General features: G+C 44.3%; 13 protein-coding genes and 4 pseudogenes. 7 read left to right on the forward strand and 10 right to left on the reverse strand.

Going from position 1 to position 20,994, the window contains the following annotated elements; genetic code table 11:
• Nucleotides 1-26: 26 nt before the first annotated feature.
• On the reverse strand, nucleotides 27-1,766 hold the full coding sequence (locus RDV52_RS00185; RefSeq protein ID WP_115098621.1) for a helix-turn-helix domain-containing protein: 1,740 nt from the start codon (nucleotides 1,764-1,766) through the stop codon (nucleotides 27-29).
• A gap of 548 nt (nucleotides 1,767-2,314) precedes the next feature.
• On the opposite strand from RDV52_RS00185, the gene RDV52_RS00190 reads away from it, so the two are divergent.
• From RDV52_RS00190 to RDV52_RS00205, 4 genes are all read left to right on the forward strand, one after another.
• The gene (locus RDV52_RS00190) at nucleotides 2,315-3,343 is read left to right on the forward strand and encodes a helix-turn-helix transcriptional regulator (protein WP_040557391.1); all 1,029 of its coding nucleotides are present in this window, start codon (nucleotides 2,315-2,317) and stop codon (nucleotides 3,341-3,343) included.
• Between the two features lie 186 nt (nucleotides 3,344-3,529).
• Complete coding sequence (locus RDV52_RS00195) at nucleotides 3,530-4,933, forward strand: DUF4099 domain-containing protein (RefSeq protein WP_004367876.1); 1,404 nt, start codon at nucleotides 3,530-3,532, stop codon at nucleotides 4,931-4,933.
• 20 nt (nucleotides 4,934-4,953) lie between these two features.
• The gene (locus tag RDV52_RS00200; RefSeq protein ID WP_115098622.1) at nucleotides 4,954-7,035 is read left to right on the forward strand and encodes a type IA DNA topoisomerase; all 2,082 of its coding nucleotides are present in this window, start codon (nucleotides 4,954-4,956) and stop codon (nucleotides 7,033-7,035) included.
• 93 nt (nucleotides 7,036-7,128) lie between these two features.
• Nucleotides 7,129-7,593 carry a hypothetical protein gene (locus RDV52_RS00205; protein WP_004367386.1) on the forward strand — a complete coding sequence of 155 codons (465 nt, stop codon included), beginning with the start codon at nucleotides 7,129-7,131 and terminating at the stop codon, nucleotides 7,591-7,593.
• A 60-nt stretch (nucleotides 7,594-7,653) separates the two neighbouring features.
• Here the strand turns inward: RDV52_RS00205 and RDV52_RS00210 are convergent.
• The 8 genes and pseudogenes from RDV52_RS00210 to RDV52_RS00245 form a co-directional block, all read right to left on the reverse strand.
• A pseudogene (locus RDV52_RS00210) lies at nucleotides 7,654-8,116 on the reverse strand (HU family DNA-binding protein).
• A gap of 487 nt (nucleotides 8,117-8,603) precedes the next feature.
• On the reverse strand, nucleotides 8,604-9,521 hold the full coding sequence (locus tag RDV52_RS00215; RefSeq protein WP_004367389.1) for an IS982 family transposase: 918 nt from the start codon (nucleotides 9,519-9,521) through the stop codon (nucleotides 8,604-8,606).
• Between the two features lie 83 nt (nucleotides 9,522-9,604).
• Nucleotides 9,605-11,227 (reverse strand): annotated as a pseudogene (locus RDV52_RS00220) (RHS repeat protein); the annotation flags it as partial.
• 16 nt (nucleotides 11,228-11,243) lie between these two features.
• Nucleotides 11,244-11,729 carry a hypothetical protein gene (locus RDV52_RS00225; protein ID WP_115098624.1) on the reverse strand — a complete coding sequence of 162 codons (486 nt, stop codon included), beginning with the start codon at nucleotides 11,727-11,729 and terminating at the stop codon, nucleotides 11,244-11,246.
• Between the two features lie 2 nt (nucleotides 11,730-11,731).
• A pseudogene (locus tag RDV52_RS00230) lies at nucleotides 11,732-13,207 on the reverse strand (RHS repeat-associated core domain-containing protein); the annotation flags it as partial.
• A gap of 112 nt (nucleotides 13,208-13,319) precedes the next feature.
• The gene (locus RDV52_RS00235) at nucleotides 13,320-13,754 is read right to left on the reverse strand and encodes a hypothetical protein (protein WP_004367392.1); all 435 of its coding nucleotides are present in this window, start codon (nucleotides 13,752-13,754) and stop codon (nucleotides 13,320-13,322) included.
• Nucleotides 13,751-15,784: an RHS repeat-associated core domain-containing protein gene (locus tag RDV52_RS00240; protein ID WP_309149734.1), complete on the reverse strand. Its 2,034-nt coding sequence runs from the start codon at nucleotides 15,782-15,784 to the stop codon at nucleotides 13,751-13,753. Before RDV52_RS00240 ends, RDV52_RS00235 begins: the two co-directional genes overlap by 4 nt.
• 298 nt (nucleotides 15,785-16,082) lie before the next feature.
• Nucleotides 16,083-16,568, reverse strand: coding sequence for a hypothetical protein (locus RDV52_RS00245; RefSeq protein WP_115098625.1), 486 nt, complete (start codon nucleotides 16,566-16,568; stop codon nucleotides 16,083-16,085).
• A gap of 108 nt (nucleotides 16,569-16,676) precedes the next feature.
• On the opposite strand from RDV52_RS00245, the pseudogene RDV52_RS00250 reads away from it, so the two are divergent.
• Nucleotides 16,677-17,649 (forward strand): annotated as a pseudogene (locus RDV52_RS00250) (IS982 family transposase).
• 99 nt (nucleotides 17,650-17,748) lie between these two features.
• On the opposite strand, the gene RDV52_RS00255 reads toward RDV52_RS00250, so the two are convergent.
• Nucleotides 17,749-18,108 carry a DUF4143 domain-containing protein gene (locus tag RDV52_RS00255; RefSeq protein WP_223381207.1) on the reverse strand — a complete coding sequence of 120 codons (360 nt, stop codon included), beginning with the start codon at nucleotides 18,106-18,108 and terminating at the stop codon, nucleotides 17,749-17,751.
• A gap of 114 nt (nucleotides 18,109-18,222) precedes the next feature.
• Between RDV52_RS00255 and RDV52_RS00260 the strand changes: the two genes are divergently transcribed.
• Nucleotides 18,223-19,449 carry a nucleoside recognition domain-containing protein gene (locus RDV52_RS00260; RefSeq protein WP_004367395.1) on the forward strand — a complete coding sequence of 409 codons (1,227 nt, stop codon included), beginning with the start codon at nucleotides 18,223-18,225 and terminating at the stop codon, nucleotides 19,447-19,449.
• A 16-nt stretch (nucleotides 19,450-19,465) separates the two neighbouring features.
• On the forward strand, nucleotides 19,466-20,959 hold the full coding sequence (locus RDV52_RS00265; protein ID WP_004367396.1) for an oligosaccharide flippase family protein: 1,494 nt from the start codon (nucleotides 19,466-19,468) through the stop codon (nucleotides 20,957-20,959).
• Nucleotides 20,960-20,994 lie beyond the last annotated feature (35 nt).

Consider the following 20,994-nt stretch of genomic DNA (forward strand, 5'->3'; position numbering starts at 1 on the left):
TGACGATTTATAAATGTCCGGAACACCTATGCCCTCTCTTCGGATGAGCCCTTTTGCGCTTTCTTTTTTTCTTTGGAAACAGCTTTGTATTCTGAAGGCGACATCCCGAAGAAAGCCCGGAAACAACGGTTAAATGTGGCTCGTGAATTGAATCCTGACCTATATTCCACTTCGTTGATGTTCAAGTCGGGATTGTTGGTGAGCAGCGATGCCGCATGTCGCAACCGGTAGCCGTTGATAAATTCGTTGACTGTGGCTCCATCGGCATACTTGCGCACGGCATTGGTGATATAGACGGCATTTGTTCCAATCCGCTTTGAGAGAATGTCGCGGTTCAACTCCGTGTCTTTATAGACTTTCTCTTTCTGCATCAGCTCGCACAGCTGGCGATAGATTTTTCCTTCACGGTCGAGTTCTTCCTCGGGAACGAGCCTTGCCGCGGTCTCCATGTCGCTTTCCGCCTTGCGGTATAATAGAATGGAGTCGTACAACGCCCTGTTTTTACGGCGCAAGCGGCGGGTGTAGATGATGTAAAGTACGACGGTGGCAAGCAGCAATGCCACGATGATGAGTGAGAGATAGAGTCGTGTTGTGATGACCTCGTTCCGGAGTGTGAGCTTGTCAACCTCGAAGATGGTGCGCAGTTCGTCGAGCTGCTTGGCAAGCTCGGTGTTGCGCAGTTTGTCTTTGTGTGGGATGATGACTCTGTACAATTCTGCGGCTTCCTTGTATCGTCCGGCCTCGGTGTAGAGGTCGGCCTGCTGCATCTGCACGGTAAGCAGGCTGACGGAGTCGCCGGCGGCAGTCATGATGTCCATGTTCTCGTTGTTGCAGGCAATCGCGCGGTCGTACTGCTTGATGGCTGCATAGTAGCGGGCTTTCACTTGCAGAAGCTTGAATCGGGCGACGGCTTTACGCCCTTCGGCATATTTATCGGCGAGCTGCAGCAATCCCTTGGCGCGGTCGTAATGGCCTGTTTCCAATTCAGCGACGGCTGTTGCCAGCGTGCAGTAGAGATAGCGTCCGTTGAGCGAGGGTGTGTAGCCTTTTCGCAGGGCTTCCTTCTTGTATTTGTCGATGACCGCTTTCCACGCCGCACAGATCGCCCTCAGCTTCTCGTATTTGTGCTGTCCGTCGAGCGTTTCGCCCAAGACGTTGTAGGCAGAGAGCAATTGTGAGACGTCATCGACCTTCGTGAGGGCGGCGATGCTCTCCTCGATGGTCTTCTCGGCCTCCGCGAAGCGTCCCATGGTCTGGTAGATACATGCCAAGCCATAGGTGGAAGTGCCCAAGCCATAGTTGCTCTTTCTTCTTCGCGCATCGGCATACATCTTTTGCGCTTCAAACAATGCGGTCTGCACCTTGTCTTCGTAGAGATAACTCTCAATGAGCACGTTCCACGCATTGTAGTAATAATCCCATGTGCCGTTCTTTTTCATAGCACTGAGGACTTCGGGCAAATAGTGTTTTATGCTGTCGGTCATCTCGTAGTTGTAATAGCAATACAACTGGGTGACGCGTGCCTGGGCTTCCGCCTCCTTGTCTTTTTGGCGCAGGGCTTCGGCAAGATATTCGCGGATGCAACGTAATTCATAGCCCATGTTATCTTCGGCGGCTGCCAATCGGCAAAGATTATTGTAGGCCCGCAAAAGTTTTTCTCCTTTGAGGTGCTTCATCTCTTTGCGGATGGAGTCTGACGGAGTGGCAGCATACATTTCTCCTGTGGAGAGTGTAATGACAAACAGTAATGTGATAAAATGTTTCATTTCCGATATATATTCAGTTTTACAGCTTCATAGACATAACAGGTTTCTTGTCCTTCCTCCCCCTAAAGTATATCCCGCAGGTAGTAGCAACGACTGCTCTGTTGAGCTGTTTTCTATCCCTGCCGTGCCACCAGTATCAGGACGAAGAGGCAGGTGCTGAGCCTGATTCTCTGAATGATGCCTGTTGTTTTTCATTTGCCATAATCTCATTTTCTTTATGAATAACTCTTTTTGCTAATTATGAATTAAATATATTTCTACGTTCTCATTTTCTCATTTCGCATTCCTTTCTGCTGAATTTCGCATGCCTAATGGTGCTCTTCTGAGCAATTCCACAAGAAAAATCTTTGCGAGAGCAGCAAAAGATGATGCAAAAATAACATAAAGCGAATTGTTATTTTAAGGATTATGACAGAAAAGAGCATTTTAAAGGTTTTTCCGCCCCTTAAAAGCCTTAATATCCCCTTAAAAACACTTAATAAAAAGTTTGGGAAAGAGAAAATAAAAACGTATCTTTGCAGTCGTTATAAAAAGTAAAAACGGCAACAATGATCATTCATTCTCTCACAGAAAAGGTATCGGCATTCCTACGGTCGCGCACTACAAACACCATTGAGCGGCACCGGGTCATCGTGTATTTGCTCCACTCCCTTCTCGTTGTTTCCGTCATCTCCTTGCAGTTCATGAGGCTGGGTGGCTCGCACGACTGGCTGCCGCTTTCCATGAGCGGCATACACCTTGCGGCATGCCTTCTTTCGCTGTTGCTCTACCTCACGCAGTGGCTGACACTTTCCAAGGCTTTTTCACTCACGGTGCTCGTGGCGCAGTGTACCATTGCCGTACGCTTCTTTTATTTCGCCACCGTGCGTCCCGACCATTTTCTGCAGCTCATCCTCATCAATCAGGTAACGTCGCTGCTGGCCGTCTTCTTCCTTGTGTTGAGCTTTGTCCGGCTCACCCCCTTTATCGTCTCTGCTATCAGTGTGGTTAGCTACGGTTGTGTGGCTGCCTATCTTCAAGAGCCTTCGCTTTGGCGCCTGTTCGGTTTCTTCCTCTTCGTGCAGTTTTTCCTCTGTGCGCTGGGCGAACTGCTGCGACACAATGTGATGAGCGTGTCGAAGGAGAATACCGACCTACATCACCGTGAGACGGCACTGATGCACGCCGTCAGGCTGAACAGGCAGGAGATAGAGGCCTATCTGCGCATGAGCGGCAACGGCCACCCTTCACCCGAGGACACAGACCACCTGTTTTCCATGCTCAAACCGAAATCGCAACGCAACCTTATCAACGCCGTGCGCCTGCATCTGAAAAAACACTTGATGGATGACTGCAATCTGGGGCACCACTTTCCCTGTCTGACTAAATCAGAAACGGATGTGTGCCGCCTTATCCTCGCAGGAAAGAAGCGGAGCGAAATCGGCCTGCTACTTGACAAAACCGAAAACAACGTTGACGTGACGCGTAACCACATCCGCAAGAAACTCAATGTACCCACTGACCAAGACTTGCAGAAATTTCTCATCAATTTATTGATAGAAAAAGAATATTCGAAAAAGGAGGAAATAAATAAATAAGTTCCTCTACCGGAAACGTTCATATTTATTTATAACATGCCATTATCCGCTTTCCATACAGATTCGGATGATGGCTTCTTGTTTTTTCCCTGTATTTCCCGCTTTTCCCAAAAGTTTTTCAATCTCTTCATATACCTATAATTTAGCTGCTTGATTACAGTATTCACCATATTAAAATTTAGAAAAATGGAATCAAACAGCAATGACAATTATGTGCTGGTATTGGAAGACCGCACGGAAGTGAAGAACGAGAATGATGCAGGAAAGCTCTCAGTAGTCTCTGGCATTGATGACAAGGGCAAACTCCAAACAACGGAAGCCAAAGATGTGCATCAGGCAGCCTTCTTGAAGTTCAACAACAAAGACGGCTTGCTGAAGAACTTCATGACCAATTTCCTCAAGCAGTTTAATGAGCCGTCCCGTTTTGGACTCTACAAGGTAGTGGCTAACAACGTGGAGCAAAGTGTGGCATCCCTCCATACCATGCTGCAGAACCGTGAGAAGCCTGAGAATAAGCAGCAGTTGGCAGACAGTCAGGTGCGCTTTGACGACTTCCTGCCCAAGCAGAAGAACGCCACCGCCATTGACGAGTCGAAGATTGATTGGAAGCAGCTCGACACTCTCGGGCTTACCCGTGAGCGATTGGAGCAGAGTGGAGAATTGGAAAAGATGCTCAATTGGCAGAAGAGCAATCTCATCACAATTGCTGTTCCTATCGGCGACACCACCATCTACACTGAAGCACGTCTAGCGTTTCGCACGGACGATAGCGGTAATATCGGTTTGGCTATTCATCCTCTGAGAAAAGAGCCACAGCTCGACTTTCCCTATATGGGTTACAAGTTCTCTCCCGAAGAAAAGGAGCAACTCCTCACTACCGGTAATCTCGGCAAGACCATCGAGGTAACCCCAAAGAACGGAGAACCGTTTGCCGCCTACGTTTCCATCGATCCGCAAACGAATGAAATCATAGCCCTGCGTGCCGACCGTGTGAACATCCCCAAGGAAATCAAAGGCGTGACACTTTCCGATGCCCAGTACAAGGACCTCGTGGAAGGCAAAGCCGTGAAGGTGGAAGGCATGACTGCCAAGAGTGGTAAGATATTCAATGCCACCCTGCAGGTCAATGCCGAGAAGAAAGGCATTGAGTTCATCTTTGACAATAATCGTGGATTTAAGGAACGCCAGCAGCAGACACAGCAGCAAGGTGTACCTCATAAGCTCTGCGGCTTAGAGTTATCAGAAAAACAGCGTGAAGCCTTGGATAGCGGTCGCACACTATATCTAAAGAATATGGTGGACAAGCAGGGACAACCTTTCAACGCATACGTTCGCATGGATAAGGAACAGAATAGACCACGTTTTTACAAGTGGAATCCTGACAAGAAGCAGGAAACCGGCAAAGAAAAGGTGGTTGCCGTAGCCGAAGAACACAAAACACAGGTAGCCGTGAACAACCACGGCAAGACGAATGAAGCCACCAAACATGTGAACGAACCGCTAAAGACTGGTCAGACACAGCCCACTGCCGCCCAAAAGCAAAAGCAGGACGAGAACAAGCAGAAGAAGTCCCGTGGACGTAAGATGTAACCTTAAAATCAAATCACACTATGACAACTTGCATTATCGCCGAGAAACCCTCGGTAGCCAGAGATATTGCCCGCATCGTAGGGGCAAATAGCAAGCAGGACGGATGCTTGGAAGGTAACGGGTATCTTGTTACTTGGGCAATGGGACACCTCATTGCCCTTGCCATGCCCGAAGCATACGGCTTTTCCGCTTATAAGCGTGAGGACTTACCCATCCGTCCTAATCCCTTTCAGTTAGTGGTACGACAAGTACGCAAAGACAAAGAGTATCACGACGACCCTGTGGCATTGAAGCAGTTAAAGGTGATACGCTCCTGTTTTGATAAGGCAGACCGCATCATCGTCGCCACCGATGCAGGGCGAGAGGGTGAGCTCATCTTCAGATATATCTACCAACACTTAAACTGCCATAAGCCTTTCGACCGCTTGTGGATTTCCTCCCTCACCGATAAAGCCATTCGTGAGGGACTTTCCAATCTCAAACCTGGAAACTGTTACGATAATCTCTATTATTCCGCCAAGGCAAGAAGCGAAGCCGACTGGCTCGTGGGTATCAATGCAAGCCGTGCGCTTTCCATTGCCCGCAAGGGAGGCTATTCCTTGGGACGGGTACAGACCCCAACCCTTGCTATGGTCTGCCGCCGGTACATAGAGAATCGTGATTTTTCTTCCGTGCCTTATTGGAAACTCTCCGTAGAAGTAGAGAAAGAGGGCATGTCACTGAAAGCCATTGGCAGTAAAGACTATGAGAGTGAAGCAGCGGCACAGACTGCTCTCGCTACGCTCCGCAGTCAGAGCCGGCTTAAAGTAGAGTCGGTCGCAAGAAAGGCGGGACATACGTCGCCACCACTCTTGTACGACCTTACTGCCTTGCAGAAGGAAGCCAACAGACGCCACGGCTTTTCTGCAGACAAGACCCTTTCGATTGCCCAAAGCCTCTATGAGAAGAAAATCACGACCTATCCCCGCACAGGCAGCCGATACATCAGTGAGGATGTCTTTGAGGAAGTACCCGCCCTGCTTCGCAAGATAGACAAGGCGCTATCCAATCCGCTTAACCGCTATTCTGTGGACAATGCCAAAGTTACCGACCACCACGCTATTATCCCCACAGGAGAAACCCCTTCGGGCTTGTCGGTGGACGAGGCGACCATCTATCAAATGATAGTAACTCGCTTTTTAGAGGCTTTCTCTCCCGACTCAGAGGAAGAACGTATGCAGGTGAAGTTCACGGACGGCACCAATACCTTTACTTGGAAGGCGTGCCGACAAATCTCTTTGGGTTGGAAAGACGTGCAGCAAGGCGCTGACACTCAAAATGAAAATGGAAAGGAAAACGAGGAACAGACCTTATCCGCCCTGCCCAGCTTAACGGAAGGTGAAGTCCTGTCACTTCTCAATGCAGAGATTACCGAGCATAAGACCAAGCCGAAACCACTCTACACAGAAGCAACTCTGCTCTCTGCAATGGAGAACGCTGGGAAAGATGTCGAAGATGCAGAAAGCAAGAAGGCGATGGCAGAGTGCGGTATCGGCACACCTGCAACCCGTGCCAACATTATCGAAACGCTTATTCTCCGTGACTATATCCGCAGGAATAAGAAAGCTATCATACCTACCGAAAAAGGCTTGGCAGTCTATGAGATTGTCAAGGACAAGAAGATTGCCAATGCGGAGATGACTGGCAGTTGGGAACTGGCTCTTGCCGCTATCGAGGCAGGTCAGATGCCGGCGGAGAAGTTCGCGCAAGGCATTAACTCATACGTGGAAACAATCTGCAAGGAACTCCTCTCGCTTTCTTCAGAGCAGAAGTCCTATCCTGTATACCGCTGCCCAAAATGCGGACAGCAGAGTGTCGGCATTTATGCCAAGGTAGCCAAGTGCAGGCATGAAACCTATGGTTTTCACGTGTTTCGTGAAGTCTGCGGCATACTTCTCTCTGAAGATAACATCCGTGACTTGATAAGTTCTGGTCGTACGCCTATCCCTAAAGGACTGACCAGCAAGGCTGGCAAGAAATTCAATGCCCGACTTGTTCTGGGTGAAGACTACGCCACTTCCTTTGAATTTGAGAACAATAAAGGAAAACAAAAAGGGAGATAATCCCGACAGAAACAGAGAGGAACAGATATAGGTCGAGAGATATAAGTATTACCTGCCGACCTTTTTACCTCCACTTTATTAAAAGAAAACACTATGACATACAATAAAAAATCAGTCCTGCAAGCCAACACGGAAGCTATCCGTGTGGTCTTACGATTAGAAAAAGAACGCCGCGAAGCCACCGAAGCTGAGAAAAGTATCTTACGAAACTATCAGGGCTTCGGTGGCTTGAAATGTGTACTCAACCGCACGGACAATCCCGATGACATACGCTATTGGAGCAAGTCAGAGCAGAATCTCTTTGAGCCGACACAGCAGCTCAAACAGATGATTTATCGTGAAGCCGTAGATGCCAACACTGCCAAGCGGTACTGGGAAAGCATCAAGGCAAGTGTGCTGACCTCCTTCTATACCGATACTCGCATCGTTTCTGCTATCTCAGACGCACTTGCTTCCACAAATCTGCAGGTAAGACGATGTTTAGACCCATCTATGGGCATGGGTGCGCAACTTTTGAAGTTAAACAGAAAAAGGCTGCTCCAGCAATCAACTTGCTAGAGCAGCCTCTCTTTTTACTCACAAAGTTTGTAATTTCTTTCCAAGAAGCATTAGCACGCTTTACGGATGAGCCTCAGACTCAGGTTCCTTTTTCCCGTTGCCATTCCCTTCCTTCTTCTTAGCCTCCTTCTTCGCTACCTGCTCATAAGTAACATCGGTCAGCGTAAAATACTTGTTTGATGCCACCAGTCGCACCACAGGCTTTTCAATATGCACCTGTGCGGAAAGGTGTGCCAACTTCAACGGCTTTACTCTTGAAAGATGGCTTCAACGTACCGAGGTCACCAAAGTCCACGATGTCGCCATTAGCCACAATGTCGCGTGCCGTTTCAGTAGCAAGATTAAGAACTGCCGCCACTTCCTGTGGATTGAAAGTAGTAGACTTAGCCACCCGTTCGCAGAAGTTGCGGAAATCCACACGGTGTCGTCCCGTAGGCTGGGCAATCTGTACGGTTTTCTCACCCGCCTTGCCCACATTGAGCTTGCGCTCAGTCAGGATAAATTGTAAAGGCTTGTTTGCCATAGTATATACAAAGTTGGTCTGCATTGTTAGCCTTACGTGAGTTCGAGACCATAAGACCCACAAAGGAGGCTGTCATGGACAACCAACAGTAAAGATAGTAATAAAGTTTCACAAGAGCAAGAATAGACAGAAAAAAGCTTAAGAGCTTTTTAATGATTACTTAGGAACTATAAGCGGAAAGAGCATTAGAGAGAGGATGAGAGGTAAGTAAATGGAAATGAGGGTGATTTGCAGTATATCTCTATGGTTTGCATAGGTGGTAAAAGTGCAGAAAGCGCGGATTTATGCAGAAGTTCCGTTACCAAATCGTTAGTCTATTCTCCGAATGGTAACGAAGAGGCAGGATACGGTAACTGACGGAAGGCTATTCACCTGAACTCGGGATAAGTTTCTTTTTATTACTCTAATTTATTTATCCTAAAACCCATTTAGCCTCAATCGTCTTAGATTGAGGCTAATCTTTTTTATCAAAATACAAACTGTTTCTTTAGAACAAAGAAAGTTGACCGTTGTGTTGTTCTATGCAGAAATCTAAATTGACTTCAGGTTTCTTTTCAAAGAAGCTATATGCAGCCATTGCTGATAATACATTCATAGCAAAATTAAGGACACTTCTATGTCTAGAGTGGACCAATTGAGCTACATTCTTCAGTTCGTCATTAATGGTTTCAATTACAGATCTTTTTCTTAAAAGCAGTCTATCATATATTGGGATTAACTTATTTTTCATATTACTTCTTATACCTGTTACCAAGTTAATGCCATCATTGAATAATTTTTCAAATAGTCCTTTAGAGATGTATCCTTTATCGGCAAATAACTTTCCAAATACATTGTCAGTCAGCCTATTAAAGATATTTTCATTTCTATCGTCTACATTGGCTTTGGTAAGCATAAAGTTGAGAATTTCCCCTCGTTCATTACATATAAGGTGCAGTTTAAATCCAAAATACCAACCCATTGTGCTTTTGCCTCTGGTAGCATAATCCCTAAAAACCTTATTGCGGTAAATACGTTTATTATGGCAGACTGGAATACAGGTAGAGTCAATAAAGCTAATACCAATACATCTGCCAAAACAACATATTTGCAAGAACATCATCATTTCTACCGATACTCTAGCTTCAAGCTCCAAAAAACGATTATAGGATAACAGATGAGGAAACATATCTGCAAGATGCTCCTTTACAAAGAACATATAATAATGTTGAAAGTTACGATAAGAATTAAAATGGAAACAGATCATTATGGTTATGATTTCTGACTTACTCATACGCCATTTACGGCGGCGATGCTTGCACTTGGAATCATTGGGAAGCCCTATTTTATCAATTTCTGACTCAAATTCTTTGCAAAAGTCATCTGCAATACAAAAGATTTCGGTAATTTTGTCTTTGGTAATCATCGCTATATTAATTGTAAGTTATTGATATTCAACTATAAAGTTACAAAAATATAACGAGATTACCAACTTTTTGAGTATTATTCTTATCCCGAGTTCAGGTTATTAGCATATTTCTCCGCCAACGGATCCACCCCATACCACAGACTTGTGACTGAATTCAAGTATCTTGCACCATAATAGTACAAGCCTGTCTCTTCATCAAACTGTTTGCCATTGAACTTATACGGTAGGTCTTCGCTGCTGCTATGCTCGTCAACTAACAGTTCACCATACGGTAGGTAAGCATCATACTGGGTGATGTTGGCTTTTTCGTCTGTGATGTAAGACGTGCTGCCGAGGTGATCGCTGTGATAGAAGAAAGTTTCCTCTTTCGTTGTGTCGTTTGGAATATAACCATAACCAGCCTGTGGGTCATCAGGGTTGGTTGGGTCATTCCAGCTTACAGGTGGACCAGGGTTGGTATTCGGTGTGGTGTTCGGCTTCGGGGTCTGAATCCAACCCTGCGGTACATCGTGGTTGCCAAGTGTGTCAATGATAGAGTTATATCCTCGTTTTGTATTCTCCGGATCACCATACGCACCTTTCATTGTAGGTACACCAGGTGCAATGCCCTGCTCCTTATAGTACGCTTCTTTCTGTTTCTGAATCTGATTCATACGTTCAGCATAGTCCTGCTGACCAGCGGTTACGTATGAGCCGTTTCTTCCATAAACGTTGTTAAACAGACCTGTTCCTATTCTTGAAGCAACTCGTTTGTCACCAAGGAAGTAATGTTTTGTGAAGCGATTCTTGTTGATGCTGATTATCGAAGCAGGATAAAGCGTGAAGTTGTCCGTCTCGTGGAACATAATTCCTTGCGGCGCACCATTGATATACACACCCTCCATCGTACCGTAACTCTTCATGATACGTTCACCGGCAGCGTTGTAAGTATAACGGCTTGTCTTACCGTTGTCAGAGAGTACCATCAGGCGGTTGTCCTCATCCCAGTACATCTCGCGGGTAGTATTCGTCGAATCGTTCGTTACCAGCGTTGGATTGCCGTTGGCATCGTATGTGTAATGGTCGTGCCCAATCTGCGTTGGAGCCGTCGGATGGTTACTGTCCTCGTACTTATAAGCAAAGTTATAAGACTTGGCAGTTGTCGTTGAATCCACCTTCTGTACCTTAGTGAGCGGTTCACTCATCCGTCCGAACGACATTACCATATCATACGATGCACGCTTTGCCTTACCACTTGCATGAATAAGGCGGTTCAGCTCATCGTATTGATAGCTGTGCGCACTCCTTCCTCCCAGCTTCGCCTTATTGATATTCATAAGCGACGTTGGGTTGGCAGCATTTGTGATACCGAGGATATTATCCACGGCATCATAGCGATACCTGTTCTCCATCACAGCCTGACCGTCCACTGTAAGGTTCATCACCTGCAGACGTTCACGCTGCTTGTCATATGTATAGGTTGCCTCCGTGCCATTACCGAGTTTCGTATAGACCGTATGACCCTCCTTGTCGTAACCTATCCTGTCAACAATAACGCTCTGACGTCCCTGTTTATTGCTCGTCAGACGCTCAACCTGTCCAGCAGCATTGTAGTGGTAGGTCACCACTTCACCGTCAGGATAAGTCATCGTCTGCACACGGTTCCAGCTGTCGTAGGCGGCACCATAGACATAAGTCCTGATGTCCGCCACGCTCGCCATAAATGGTTTGGTAACTCTCTTAGTGTGGATAGAAACCGCCATTGTTTGGGTATATTCTTTTTATCTCATATAAACAGCCTTTAATGTCTACATATCTTCCATAATCCCCTCTGTAGTCATACTCTGTGTCTTTTTTTATTTCTATGAATTTTGAACAGTCATTTTTGTCAGGAATCGTATTTGTTCGATAGTAGCTGTTAAAGAAGCTGGGAATATCGAAAATACATTTTTTTTGTAAAGTAAAAGTGTATTTTACCCCTTTCTTTAAATGACAATTATATAGAAGCCCTCGATCAATAACATTGTGATGAATACTGTCATAAGGTAATCTAAGGTTCATTCTTATAGTATCTCCATCTGTTTTTAATATTAGCTCTTTATTTAGGAAGCTTCTATTTTGAGTTCCCTTATACTGATAACCAATATAAGTTAATGATAGTTCTTCTTGTGCTTTGCAATGACAAAGAACAAGTGACATTATTACATAAAAAATTATAGTCTTCATACTTAAAGTACTTTATTTGCAGACTTCAACTTTCCAGTAGACGACACTGTCGTTTCTTTGATTTCAACAGGTCCAATATATTGACCTGTTCCTTTTGTCGTAGAGATTGCTCCCTGCTGCAACTGGAATTTATTTCTAGAATTGTATTCGTAGATTATTGTCTGGAGACCATCCTGAGGAGGTCCCAGTGGATAATCCCTTCTTTCAGTAATGGTATTATCTCCTACAAGTTCTCCGTAAATTAGACCTTCTTTTTTTAAACTTGCTTGATGTGCAGTATTAAAATCACCGTCCACCTGAACTTCATTGAGAAAATGTCCTATTGCAGCCCCTTGTAAAGCTGTACTTGCTTTTCCTAGGGTTTTCAGGTCTGACACATCTATCTTCTTATCCGAATAACTGTCTATAAATACACCTTTGTCATCTTTTTTGTTTCCTACCAGACTAAGAGTATAAGTTTCTTTGGCATCTATACCAGACTGAATGACATTTATTAATGTCTGAGACCTGTTTCCCTTGAGATCTATATCAGTGCCTTTGTATATAAGTTTATCGTTTTCGATAGCATAATTGTTTCCAGTGGATGCATATAACATCTTGATATATTCTTCTTGAGCTTTGTTTCCAGGCAGGAAGATCTCTCTCCCATCAGTATCTATCAACTTTACAGGATTCCCTGCGCAATACACATAGCTTCCAATATTTAGATATTTCTCTGCCAACACATCCACCCCATACCAAATATTTGTTACAGGATTCAAATACCTTGCACCATAATAGTACAGACCAGTTTCCTCATCAAACTGCTTACCGTTGAACTTATACGGTAGGTCCTCACTGCTACTATGTTCGTCAACCAACAACTCACCGTATGGCAAGTAAGCATCATACTGTGTGATGTTGGCATGATCGTCTGTGATGTAAGACGTTGAACCTAAGTGGTCACTGTGATAGAAGAAGGTTTCTTCTTTTGTAGTGTCGTTTGGAATATAACCATAACCAGCCTGCGGGTCATCAGGGTTGGTTGGGTCGTTCCATGAGATGGGGGCACCGGGGTTGGTGCCTGGTGTTGTGTTAGGATGTGAAGTCTGTACCCATCCCTGCGGCACATCGTGGTTACCGAGTTCTGTGAGAACAGCATTATAACCAACACCCGTGTTCTCTGGATCACCATACGCACCCTTCTCTGTTGGTACACCAGGGGCTACACCCACCTTCTTATAGTATGTTTCTTTCTGTGTCTGGATCTGATTCATACGCTCTGCATAGTCCTGCTGACCAGCTGTTACATATGAGCCGTTACGTCCGTAAACGTTGTTAAACATACCCGTTCCTATCCTTGACGCAACTCGTTTGTCACCAAGGAAGTAATGCTTCGTAAAACGATTCTTGTTGACAGAGAGGATACTTGCAGGGTACAGCGTGAAGTTATCGGTTTCATGGAACATTATTCCCTGCGGTGCGCCATTGACATACACTCTAAAAGCTCCACTGACATAAAAGCCGTTTTATTGTACTTCTACTATATTCTTTTCCACCTTGCTTCTCTCTGCTTCGGTTACAGGATAGTAGACCTTCACCACACGTTGATTACAGAATCTCCTTAACATATATAATAATTTCATTTCCCCGATTAACAAATATGGAATCTCCTTTTTGTTCATAAGTGAAAACAGTACCATTATCAGAAAGTGATTTTTGTAGAATTATAATCCTTCTGTTTAATGGAATGTCTATATATTTTGTAAGATGCTTGTCGGATTTTAGTTCATTATTTGTATAGGATAGAATACCATCACTTCTATATATATCTACATTGTTTAATCTCCTATTTATATAATATCCTATCATTTTTACGGAATACATCTTCTCTTTATATGTTATAATCTTATCACTAACATTATAATGTAATCCTTGGAATGATTCCTTACAGTATAAAACATTGAAAGATTCATACTCTTGCTCTTTAGTTGAGCAAGAGTATAACAATATGAAAAATGCAATTAAACAATCTGTTTTTTTCATTTTATTACTACATTTTTAGTTTGCGGTATTTTATTCACATCTCTTTTCTCTATTATGACATCTATTCTATTCTTATTTGTTTTGCTTTTTCTAGATTGATTTATAATACTATCTAATATTTTATTTGTGGAATCGTTAGAAGAAGACTTGTCGCTATTTGTAATTCCGAAGCATCCTTCAGAGGCAGCATAATGATACTCCCCTTTCAGATTATATATACCACCAACATGCATCATAACCCCAGCGGCAACATCACTTTTATTTCTATACCCCATTTCAACAGAAACATTATTAGAAGTTGCATACATAACCTCAGAGCCGTGTTGTTTTAACTTCAATGCTTTAGTACCATTTCCTCTAGGATACTCTATAACTTGTGCTGTATAACGATTGTCTTCTTCTTTTTTAGGTTCATAAGCAACATTAGATAAAACCAATCTATTACCATTTCTATCACCTTTCCGCACGGTAAAGGCATCCCTTGTGACAGAGAATTCCATACGAAAGTCCTTATCCTCCGTATCACGGACTGTTACTTTATAAAGGTTTACCCTTGTAATAACGTCTCTTTCTTGTCCCGTATAACCTATAATTCTTTGCCAAGTTGTCCTACCTGTTTTTTGTTTTGTGATTGTTATAATTGGATAAGCTCCATCTGGATCTACTAGTAAGATAGGGTTATTATGACAATAGGAATACGAACTAATATCAGGATACTTTTCTGTCAAAGGATCCACCCCATACCACAGACTTGTGACTGAATTCAAGTATCTTGCACCATAGTAGTACAGACCTGTCTCTTCATCGAACTGTTTGCCATTGAACTTATATGGCATTTCCTCACTTGAGGAATGCTCGTCAACTAACAGTTCACCATATGGAAGATATGCATCATACTGTGTGATGTTGGCGTGTTCGTCTGTGATGTAAGACGTTGAGCCAAGGTGGTCACTGTGATAGAAGAATGTTTCTTCCTTTGTGGTGTCGTTTAGAATATAACCATAACCAGCCTGCGGGTCATCAGGGTTGCTCGGGTCATTCCAACTTACAGGTGGACCGGGGTTGGTATTCGATGTGGTGTTGGGGTGTGGAGTCTGAATCCAGCCCTGTGGAACATCGTGGTTGCCGAGTGTGTCAATGATAGAGTTATATCCTCGCTTTGTATTCTCTGGATCACCATACGCACCTTTCATTGTAGGTACACCAGGTGCAATGCCTTGCTGCTTATAGTATGCCTCTTTCTGCTTCTGAATCTGATTCATGCGCTCAGCATAGTCCTGCTGACCAGCGGTTACGTATGAGCCGTTTCTTCCATAAACGTTGTTAAACAGACCTGTTCCTATTCTTGAAGCAACTCGTTTGTCACCAAGGAAGTAATGTTTTGTGAAGCGATTCTTGTTGATGCTGATTATCGAAGCAGGGTAGAGCGTGAAGTTGTCCGTCTCGTGGAACGTGATTCCTTGCGGCGCACCATTGATATACACGCCCTCCATCGTACCGTAACTCTTCATGATACGTTCACCGGCAGCGTTGTAAGTATAACGACTCGTCTTGCCATTATCAGAGAGTACCATCAGGCGGTTGTCCTCATCCCAGTACATCTCGCGGGTAGTATTCGTCGAATCGTTCGTTACCAGCGTTGGATTGCCGTTGGCATCGTATGTGTAATGATCGTGTCCAATCTGCGTTGGAGCCGTCGGATGGTCGCTGTCCTCATACTTATAAGCAAAGTTATAAGACTTGGCAGTTGTCGTTGAGTCCACCTTCTGAACCTTGGTCAGCGGTTCACTCATCCGTCCGAACGACATCACCATATCATACGATGCACGCTTAGCCTTACCACTTGCATGAACAAGGCGGTTCAGCTCGTCATACTCATACGTATGCGAACTTCTTCCTCCCAGCTTCGCCCTGTTGAGTTTTGTCAGCGATGTCGGGTCGGCGGCATTCGTGATGCCGAGGATGTTATCCACGGCATCATAGCGATACCTGTTTTCCATCACAGTCTGACCATCCGCTGTAAGGTTCATCACCTGCAGACGTTCACGCTGCTTGTCATATGTATAGGTTGTCTCCGTGCCATTACCGAGCTTCGTATAGACCGTATGACCCTCCTTGTCGTAACCTATCCTGTCAACAATAACGCTCTGACGTCCCTGTTTATTGCTCGTAAGACTCTCAACCTGTCCGGCAGCATTATAATGGTAGGTCACCACTTCACCGTCAGGATAAGTCATCGTCCGCACACGGTTCCAGCTGTCATAGGTAGCACCATAGACATAAGTCCTGATATCCGCCACGCTCGCCATAAATGGTTTGGTAACTCTCTTAGTGTGGATAGAAACCGCCATTGTTTGGGTATATTCTTTTTATCTCATATAAACAGCCTTTAATGTCTACATATCTTCCATAATCCCCTCTGTAGTCATACTCTGTGTCTTTTTTTATTTCTATGAATTTTGAACAGTCATTTTTGTCAGGAATCGTATTTGTTCGATAGTAGCTGTTAAAGAAGCTGGGAATATCGAAAATACATTTTTTTTGTAAAGTAAAAGTGTATTTTACCCCTTTCTTTAAATGACAATTATATAGAAGCCCTCGATCGATAACATTGTGATGAATACTGTCATAAGGTAATCTAAGGTTCATTCTTATAGTATCTCCATCTATTTTTAATATTAGCTCTTTATTTAGGAAGCTTCTATTTTGAGTTCCCTTATACTGATAACCAATATAAGTTAATGATAGTTCTTCTTGTGCTTTGCAATGACAAAGAACAAGTGACATTATTACATAAAACATTATAGTTTTCATACTTAACGTGAGTTCGACGAATTGTAAGTGCCTATAAATTTGGTGATTAGCGAAATTTGTTGTAACTTTAAGGTGCTAACATACAAACAATTACAAACAAAAATCGCTATGATCACCGAAGACAAAGTTACTGAAATCTTTTGTATGGCAGATGACTTCTGCAAGTTTTTTGATGCAATGACAGCAAAATATACGTTAAAAGCTACTGAAAAAAGAAAATATCATCGAAATTCTACAATGTCAAAGGCTGAAGTCATGCTGATAATGATTCTTTTCCACGGCTCCGGTTATCGCTGCTTTAAACATTTCTATCTTGAAAAAGTCAAGAAATATTTCTTTGGCAAAATTCTTGTGTTATCGCTGCTTTAAACATTTCTATCTTGAAAAAGTATGCAAGCATCTTCACCATCTGTTTTCCAATGTTGTTTCTTATAACCGTTTAGTAGAATTGGAAAGGGAGGTAGCCGTACCCTTAACCTTGTTTATCAAGAAGGTCCTGTTGGGCAAATGTACGGGCATAAGCTTCGTTGACAGCACACCACTGCGTGTCTGCAAAAACCAAAGAATACATATTCACAAGGTTTTCAAAGGCATAGCTCAAAGAGGAAAATGCTCCATGGGTTGGTTCTTCGGTTTCAAGTTGCATTTGATTTGCAATGAGAAAGGAGAGCTTCTCAACTTTATGATAACGCCGGGAGATGTTGATGACCGTAAACCTTTGGAGTACAAGGCATTCATAGAATTCATCTATGGTAAGCTGGTCGGTGATAAGGGTTACATCGGCAAGAACCTCTTTCAAAGGCTTTTCGTTGACGGAATACAGCTTATTACCAAATTGAAAAGTAACATGAAAGGAGCTTTAGTGAGCGTTTCAGACAGACTTTTACTCAGAAAAAGAGCCATTATAGAAACGGTGAATGATGAACTTAAGAACATTGCACAAGTGGAACACTCCAGGCATAGATGCTTTGACAATTTCATCGTCAACTTATTAGGGGCAATTGCTGCCTATTGCCTGTTTCCAAAGAAGCCGTGCATCAATCTGCAAAGGACTATTGATACACAACTTGCATTGTTTTGAATTCATCGAACTCACGTATACTTAAGGTACTTTATTTGCAGACTTCAACTTTCCAGTAGACGACACTGACATACAAACTATTACGCAACAACGGCACTTCTAAAAATTGTTTACATGTTTAAGCCGCTCAAATCCACCTTGTAAACAAAGTTGCCAAGTTGCTTTTTCTGCAAGAACATCATCATATAAATGGGGGCGTACACAGTGTTTCCCCACCGTGTGCAGGTTATCGTTGCAGAAAACCATGGCTTCCTTCAGTCCGCATTCCCTGCAATCCATGATGTTGGCAAGGGCGCGATGCACCCCGTAATCTTTCCCCGACTTCACCTCAATGGGCAGCACTTGTCCTCCTATTTCTATCAGGAAGTCTACTTCTCCCTTCCGTTTGTTGTTATGATAATAAGGTGTAAGGTCGTGCGCAACGAGTTCTTGCGCCACCAAAAGAGATGGGACAGTCATGGAAAACACAAATTTTCGCAAAAGAAAGGCATAATTAACCGCTTGTTTTGCAAGTGTCGTTAAATTGTCGTACTTTTGTATCTTGAATATCAATTCTGTGCAGACAACAAACGTATGGTATTAAATTATATTTGGATAGCGTTTTTTCTGATTGCCTTTGCCTTCGGAATCGTAGGGCTGATAATGGGCGACACCACGCTGTTTGAGAAGATGGTGGACGCTACTTCCGATTCAGCGAAGACGGCATTCGGGGTATCGCTCGGACTAACGGGCGTACTCTCGCTGTGGCTTGGCATTATGAAGATTGGCGAAAAAGCAGGCATCGTGAACGTATTGGCACGAATGTTAAGTCCTGTTTTCACAAAACTTTTCCCCGATATTCCCAAGAATCACCCCGTCATGGGCTCTATCTTCATGAACATTGCCTCCAATATGCTGGGATTGGACAATGCAGCTACGCCGACAGGACTGAAGGCTATGGCGCAGATGCAGGAGCTTAACACAAAGAAAGACACGGCTACGAACCCCATGATAATGTTCCTGGTGCTGAACACAAGTGGACTTACCATTATTCCAACAAGCATTCTTGCAGTGCGAAGCTCATGCGGTGCTGCCCAACCAACCGATGTTTTCATTCCTATTTTGCTCGCTACAACCATTGCTACGCTGGTGGGAATAATGATAACAGCATCGTGGCAACGAATTAACATCTTCCAACCTGTGCTGTTTTTTGCCATCTTCGGAATGCTCGGTGCTGTGGGTTTAATAATCTGGGGATTGCAACAAATGCCTCAACCCACCATGGACACAGTAACGTCGGTGGTGTCTAACCTTATATTAATGTCGATTATAGTTACGTTTATCGGTGCTGGGCTGTTCCGGAAAATAAACGTTTACGATGCTTTTATAGAGGGGGCAAAAGAAGGTTTCAGCACTGCGGTACGCATTATCCCCTATTTGGTGGCAATACTTGTGGCTGTTGGCGTGTTTAGAGCATCGGGAGCAATGGACATTTGTGTAGATGGCATAAGATGGACAATGCAACAATGCAACATAGACACCACCTTTGTAGATGCTCTGCCAACCGCTATGATGAAACCACTGTCGGGAAGCGGTGCACGTGGACTTATGCTGGAGACCATGCACCACTACGGTGCCGACTCGTTCGTGGGCAGGTTGAGTTGCATATTCCAAGGCTCTACGGACACCACATTCTATATACTGGCTGTCTATTTCGGCAGCGTCAGCATACGCTACACACGCCACGCCGTGGCTTGTGGACTGTTGGCAGACCTTGCCGGCGTAATAGCGGCTATCGGAATATGCTATATTTTCTTCTAAACGAACACGAAACAGAATGGCAAACTTAAAATCTCTGGCAAAAGATACGGCTATTTACGGTCTCAGTAGCATTGCGGCACGCTTTGTAAACTACTTGTTGGTGCCCATACAAACCACCAAGTTCAATGCCGCCGGTGGTCAATACGGCATCATAACCAACGTGTATGCCTACGTGGCACTGCTGATAGTGCTGCTTACTTACGGCATGGAAACCACCTTCTTCCGCTTCATGAGCAAGGAAGGAGAGAGTCCCGAGAAGGTATATGCCACCACGCTGAAGATGGTAGGAACCACTTCGTTGCTCTTCATGGCAGTAATTCTGCTCTTCAATCAGCCCATAGCGAACCTCTTGGGATATGCCGACCACCCGGAATACATTACTATAATGTATGTTACGGTGGCGATAGATGCCTTTGCAGCCATACCTTTCGCCTATCTGCGGTGCAAGCATCGCCCCATAAAATTTGCCATATTGAAGATTTTGAACATCACGCTGAACATTGTTTTAAACCTGCTTTACCTTATTATATTGCCAAGTTTAAAGCTCAATCCGTTCGGAATATACGATGCAAACTTCACGCTCGACGTGGTTTGGGTGTTCTATATCAACCTTATTTGCACCATTATCACCTTGCTTTTGCTCTGGAAAGAACTTGCAGGCATACGCTACAGCTTCGACAAAGGCACGTGCAGGCGCATGCTTAGCTACACTTTCCCACTCCTGATAATGGGTCTGGCAGGGCAATTGAACCAGTGTGCGTCGCAAATAATATTCCCTTACGTTTACGACGGCACTGCCGAAGAGGCACGAACACAGCTCGGAATATACGGCGCATGTATCAAAATAGCCATGATAATGGTCATGATTACGCAGGCATTCCGCTACGCCTACGAGCCGTTTGTATTCGGAAAGTCGAAAGACAGGGACAATAAGGACACCTACGCCAAGGCTATGAAGTTCTACATCATATTCACTTTGCTGGCATTTCTCACCGTCATGGGCTACATGGACGTGCTCCGCCATGTGGTGGGGCGCAGCTATTGGGACGGACTGGAGATTGTTCCAATCGTGATGGCGGCTGAAATAATGTTCGGAATCTTCTTTAATCTGAGCTTTTGGTATAAGCTTACCGACCGCACGATATGGGGAGCGTACTTCTCCGGCGTGGGTGCTGTGGTGCTAATTGCCATGAACATTCTGCTCATACCAACCTTCAGCTACTGGGCTTGTGCCTGGGCAGGTTTCGTTTCGTATGCCGCGAGCATGGTCATAAGCTACTATTTCGGACAGAAATACTACCCTATCGCCTATCCGCTGCGCGACATTCTGTTCTACGTAGTGGTGGCACTGGTGCTGTTTGCAGCCATTACTGCCTCCAACAAATACTTCCCCTCGTTGCTTGCACTGGCTGGAAACACTGTAATAATACTTGTTTTTGTTGCCATTATCGTGAAACGCGACTTCCCTTTGAGCAAGCTTCCCATCGTAGGAAAACGGTTCAGAAAGTAAAAAACAACCAGAATATATTTACCATTTAGATAATT

The organism is Prevotella nigrescens (assembly GCF_031191185.1).
Taxonomy (GTDB): domain Bacteria; phylum Bacteroidota; class Bacteroidia; order Bacteroidales; family Bacteroidaceae; genus Prevotella; species Prevotella nigrescens.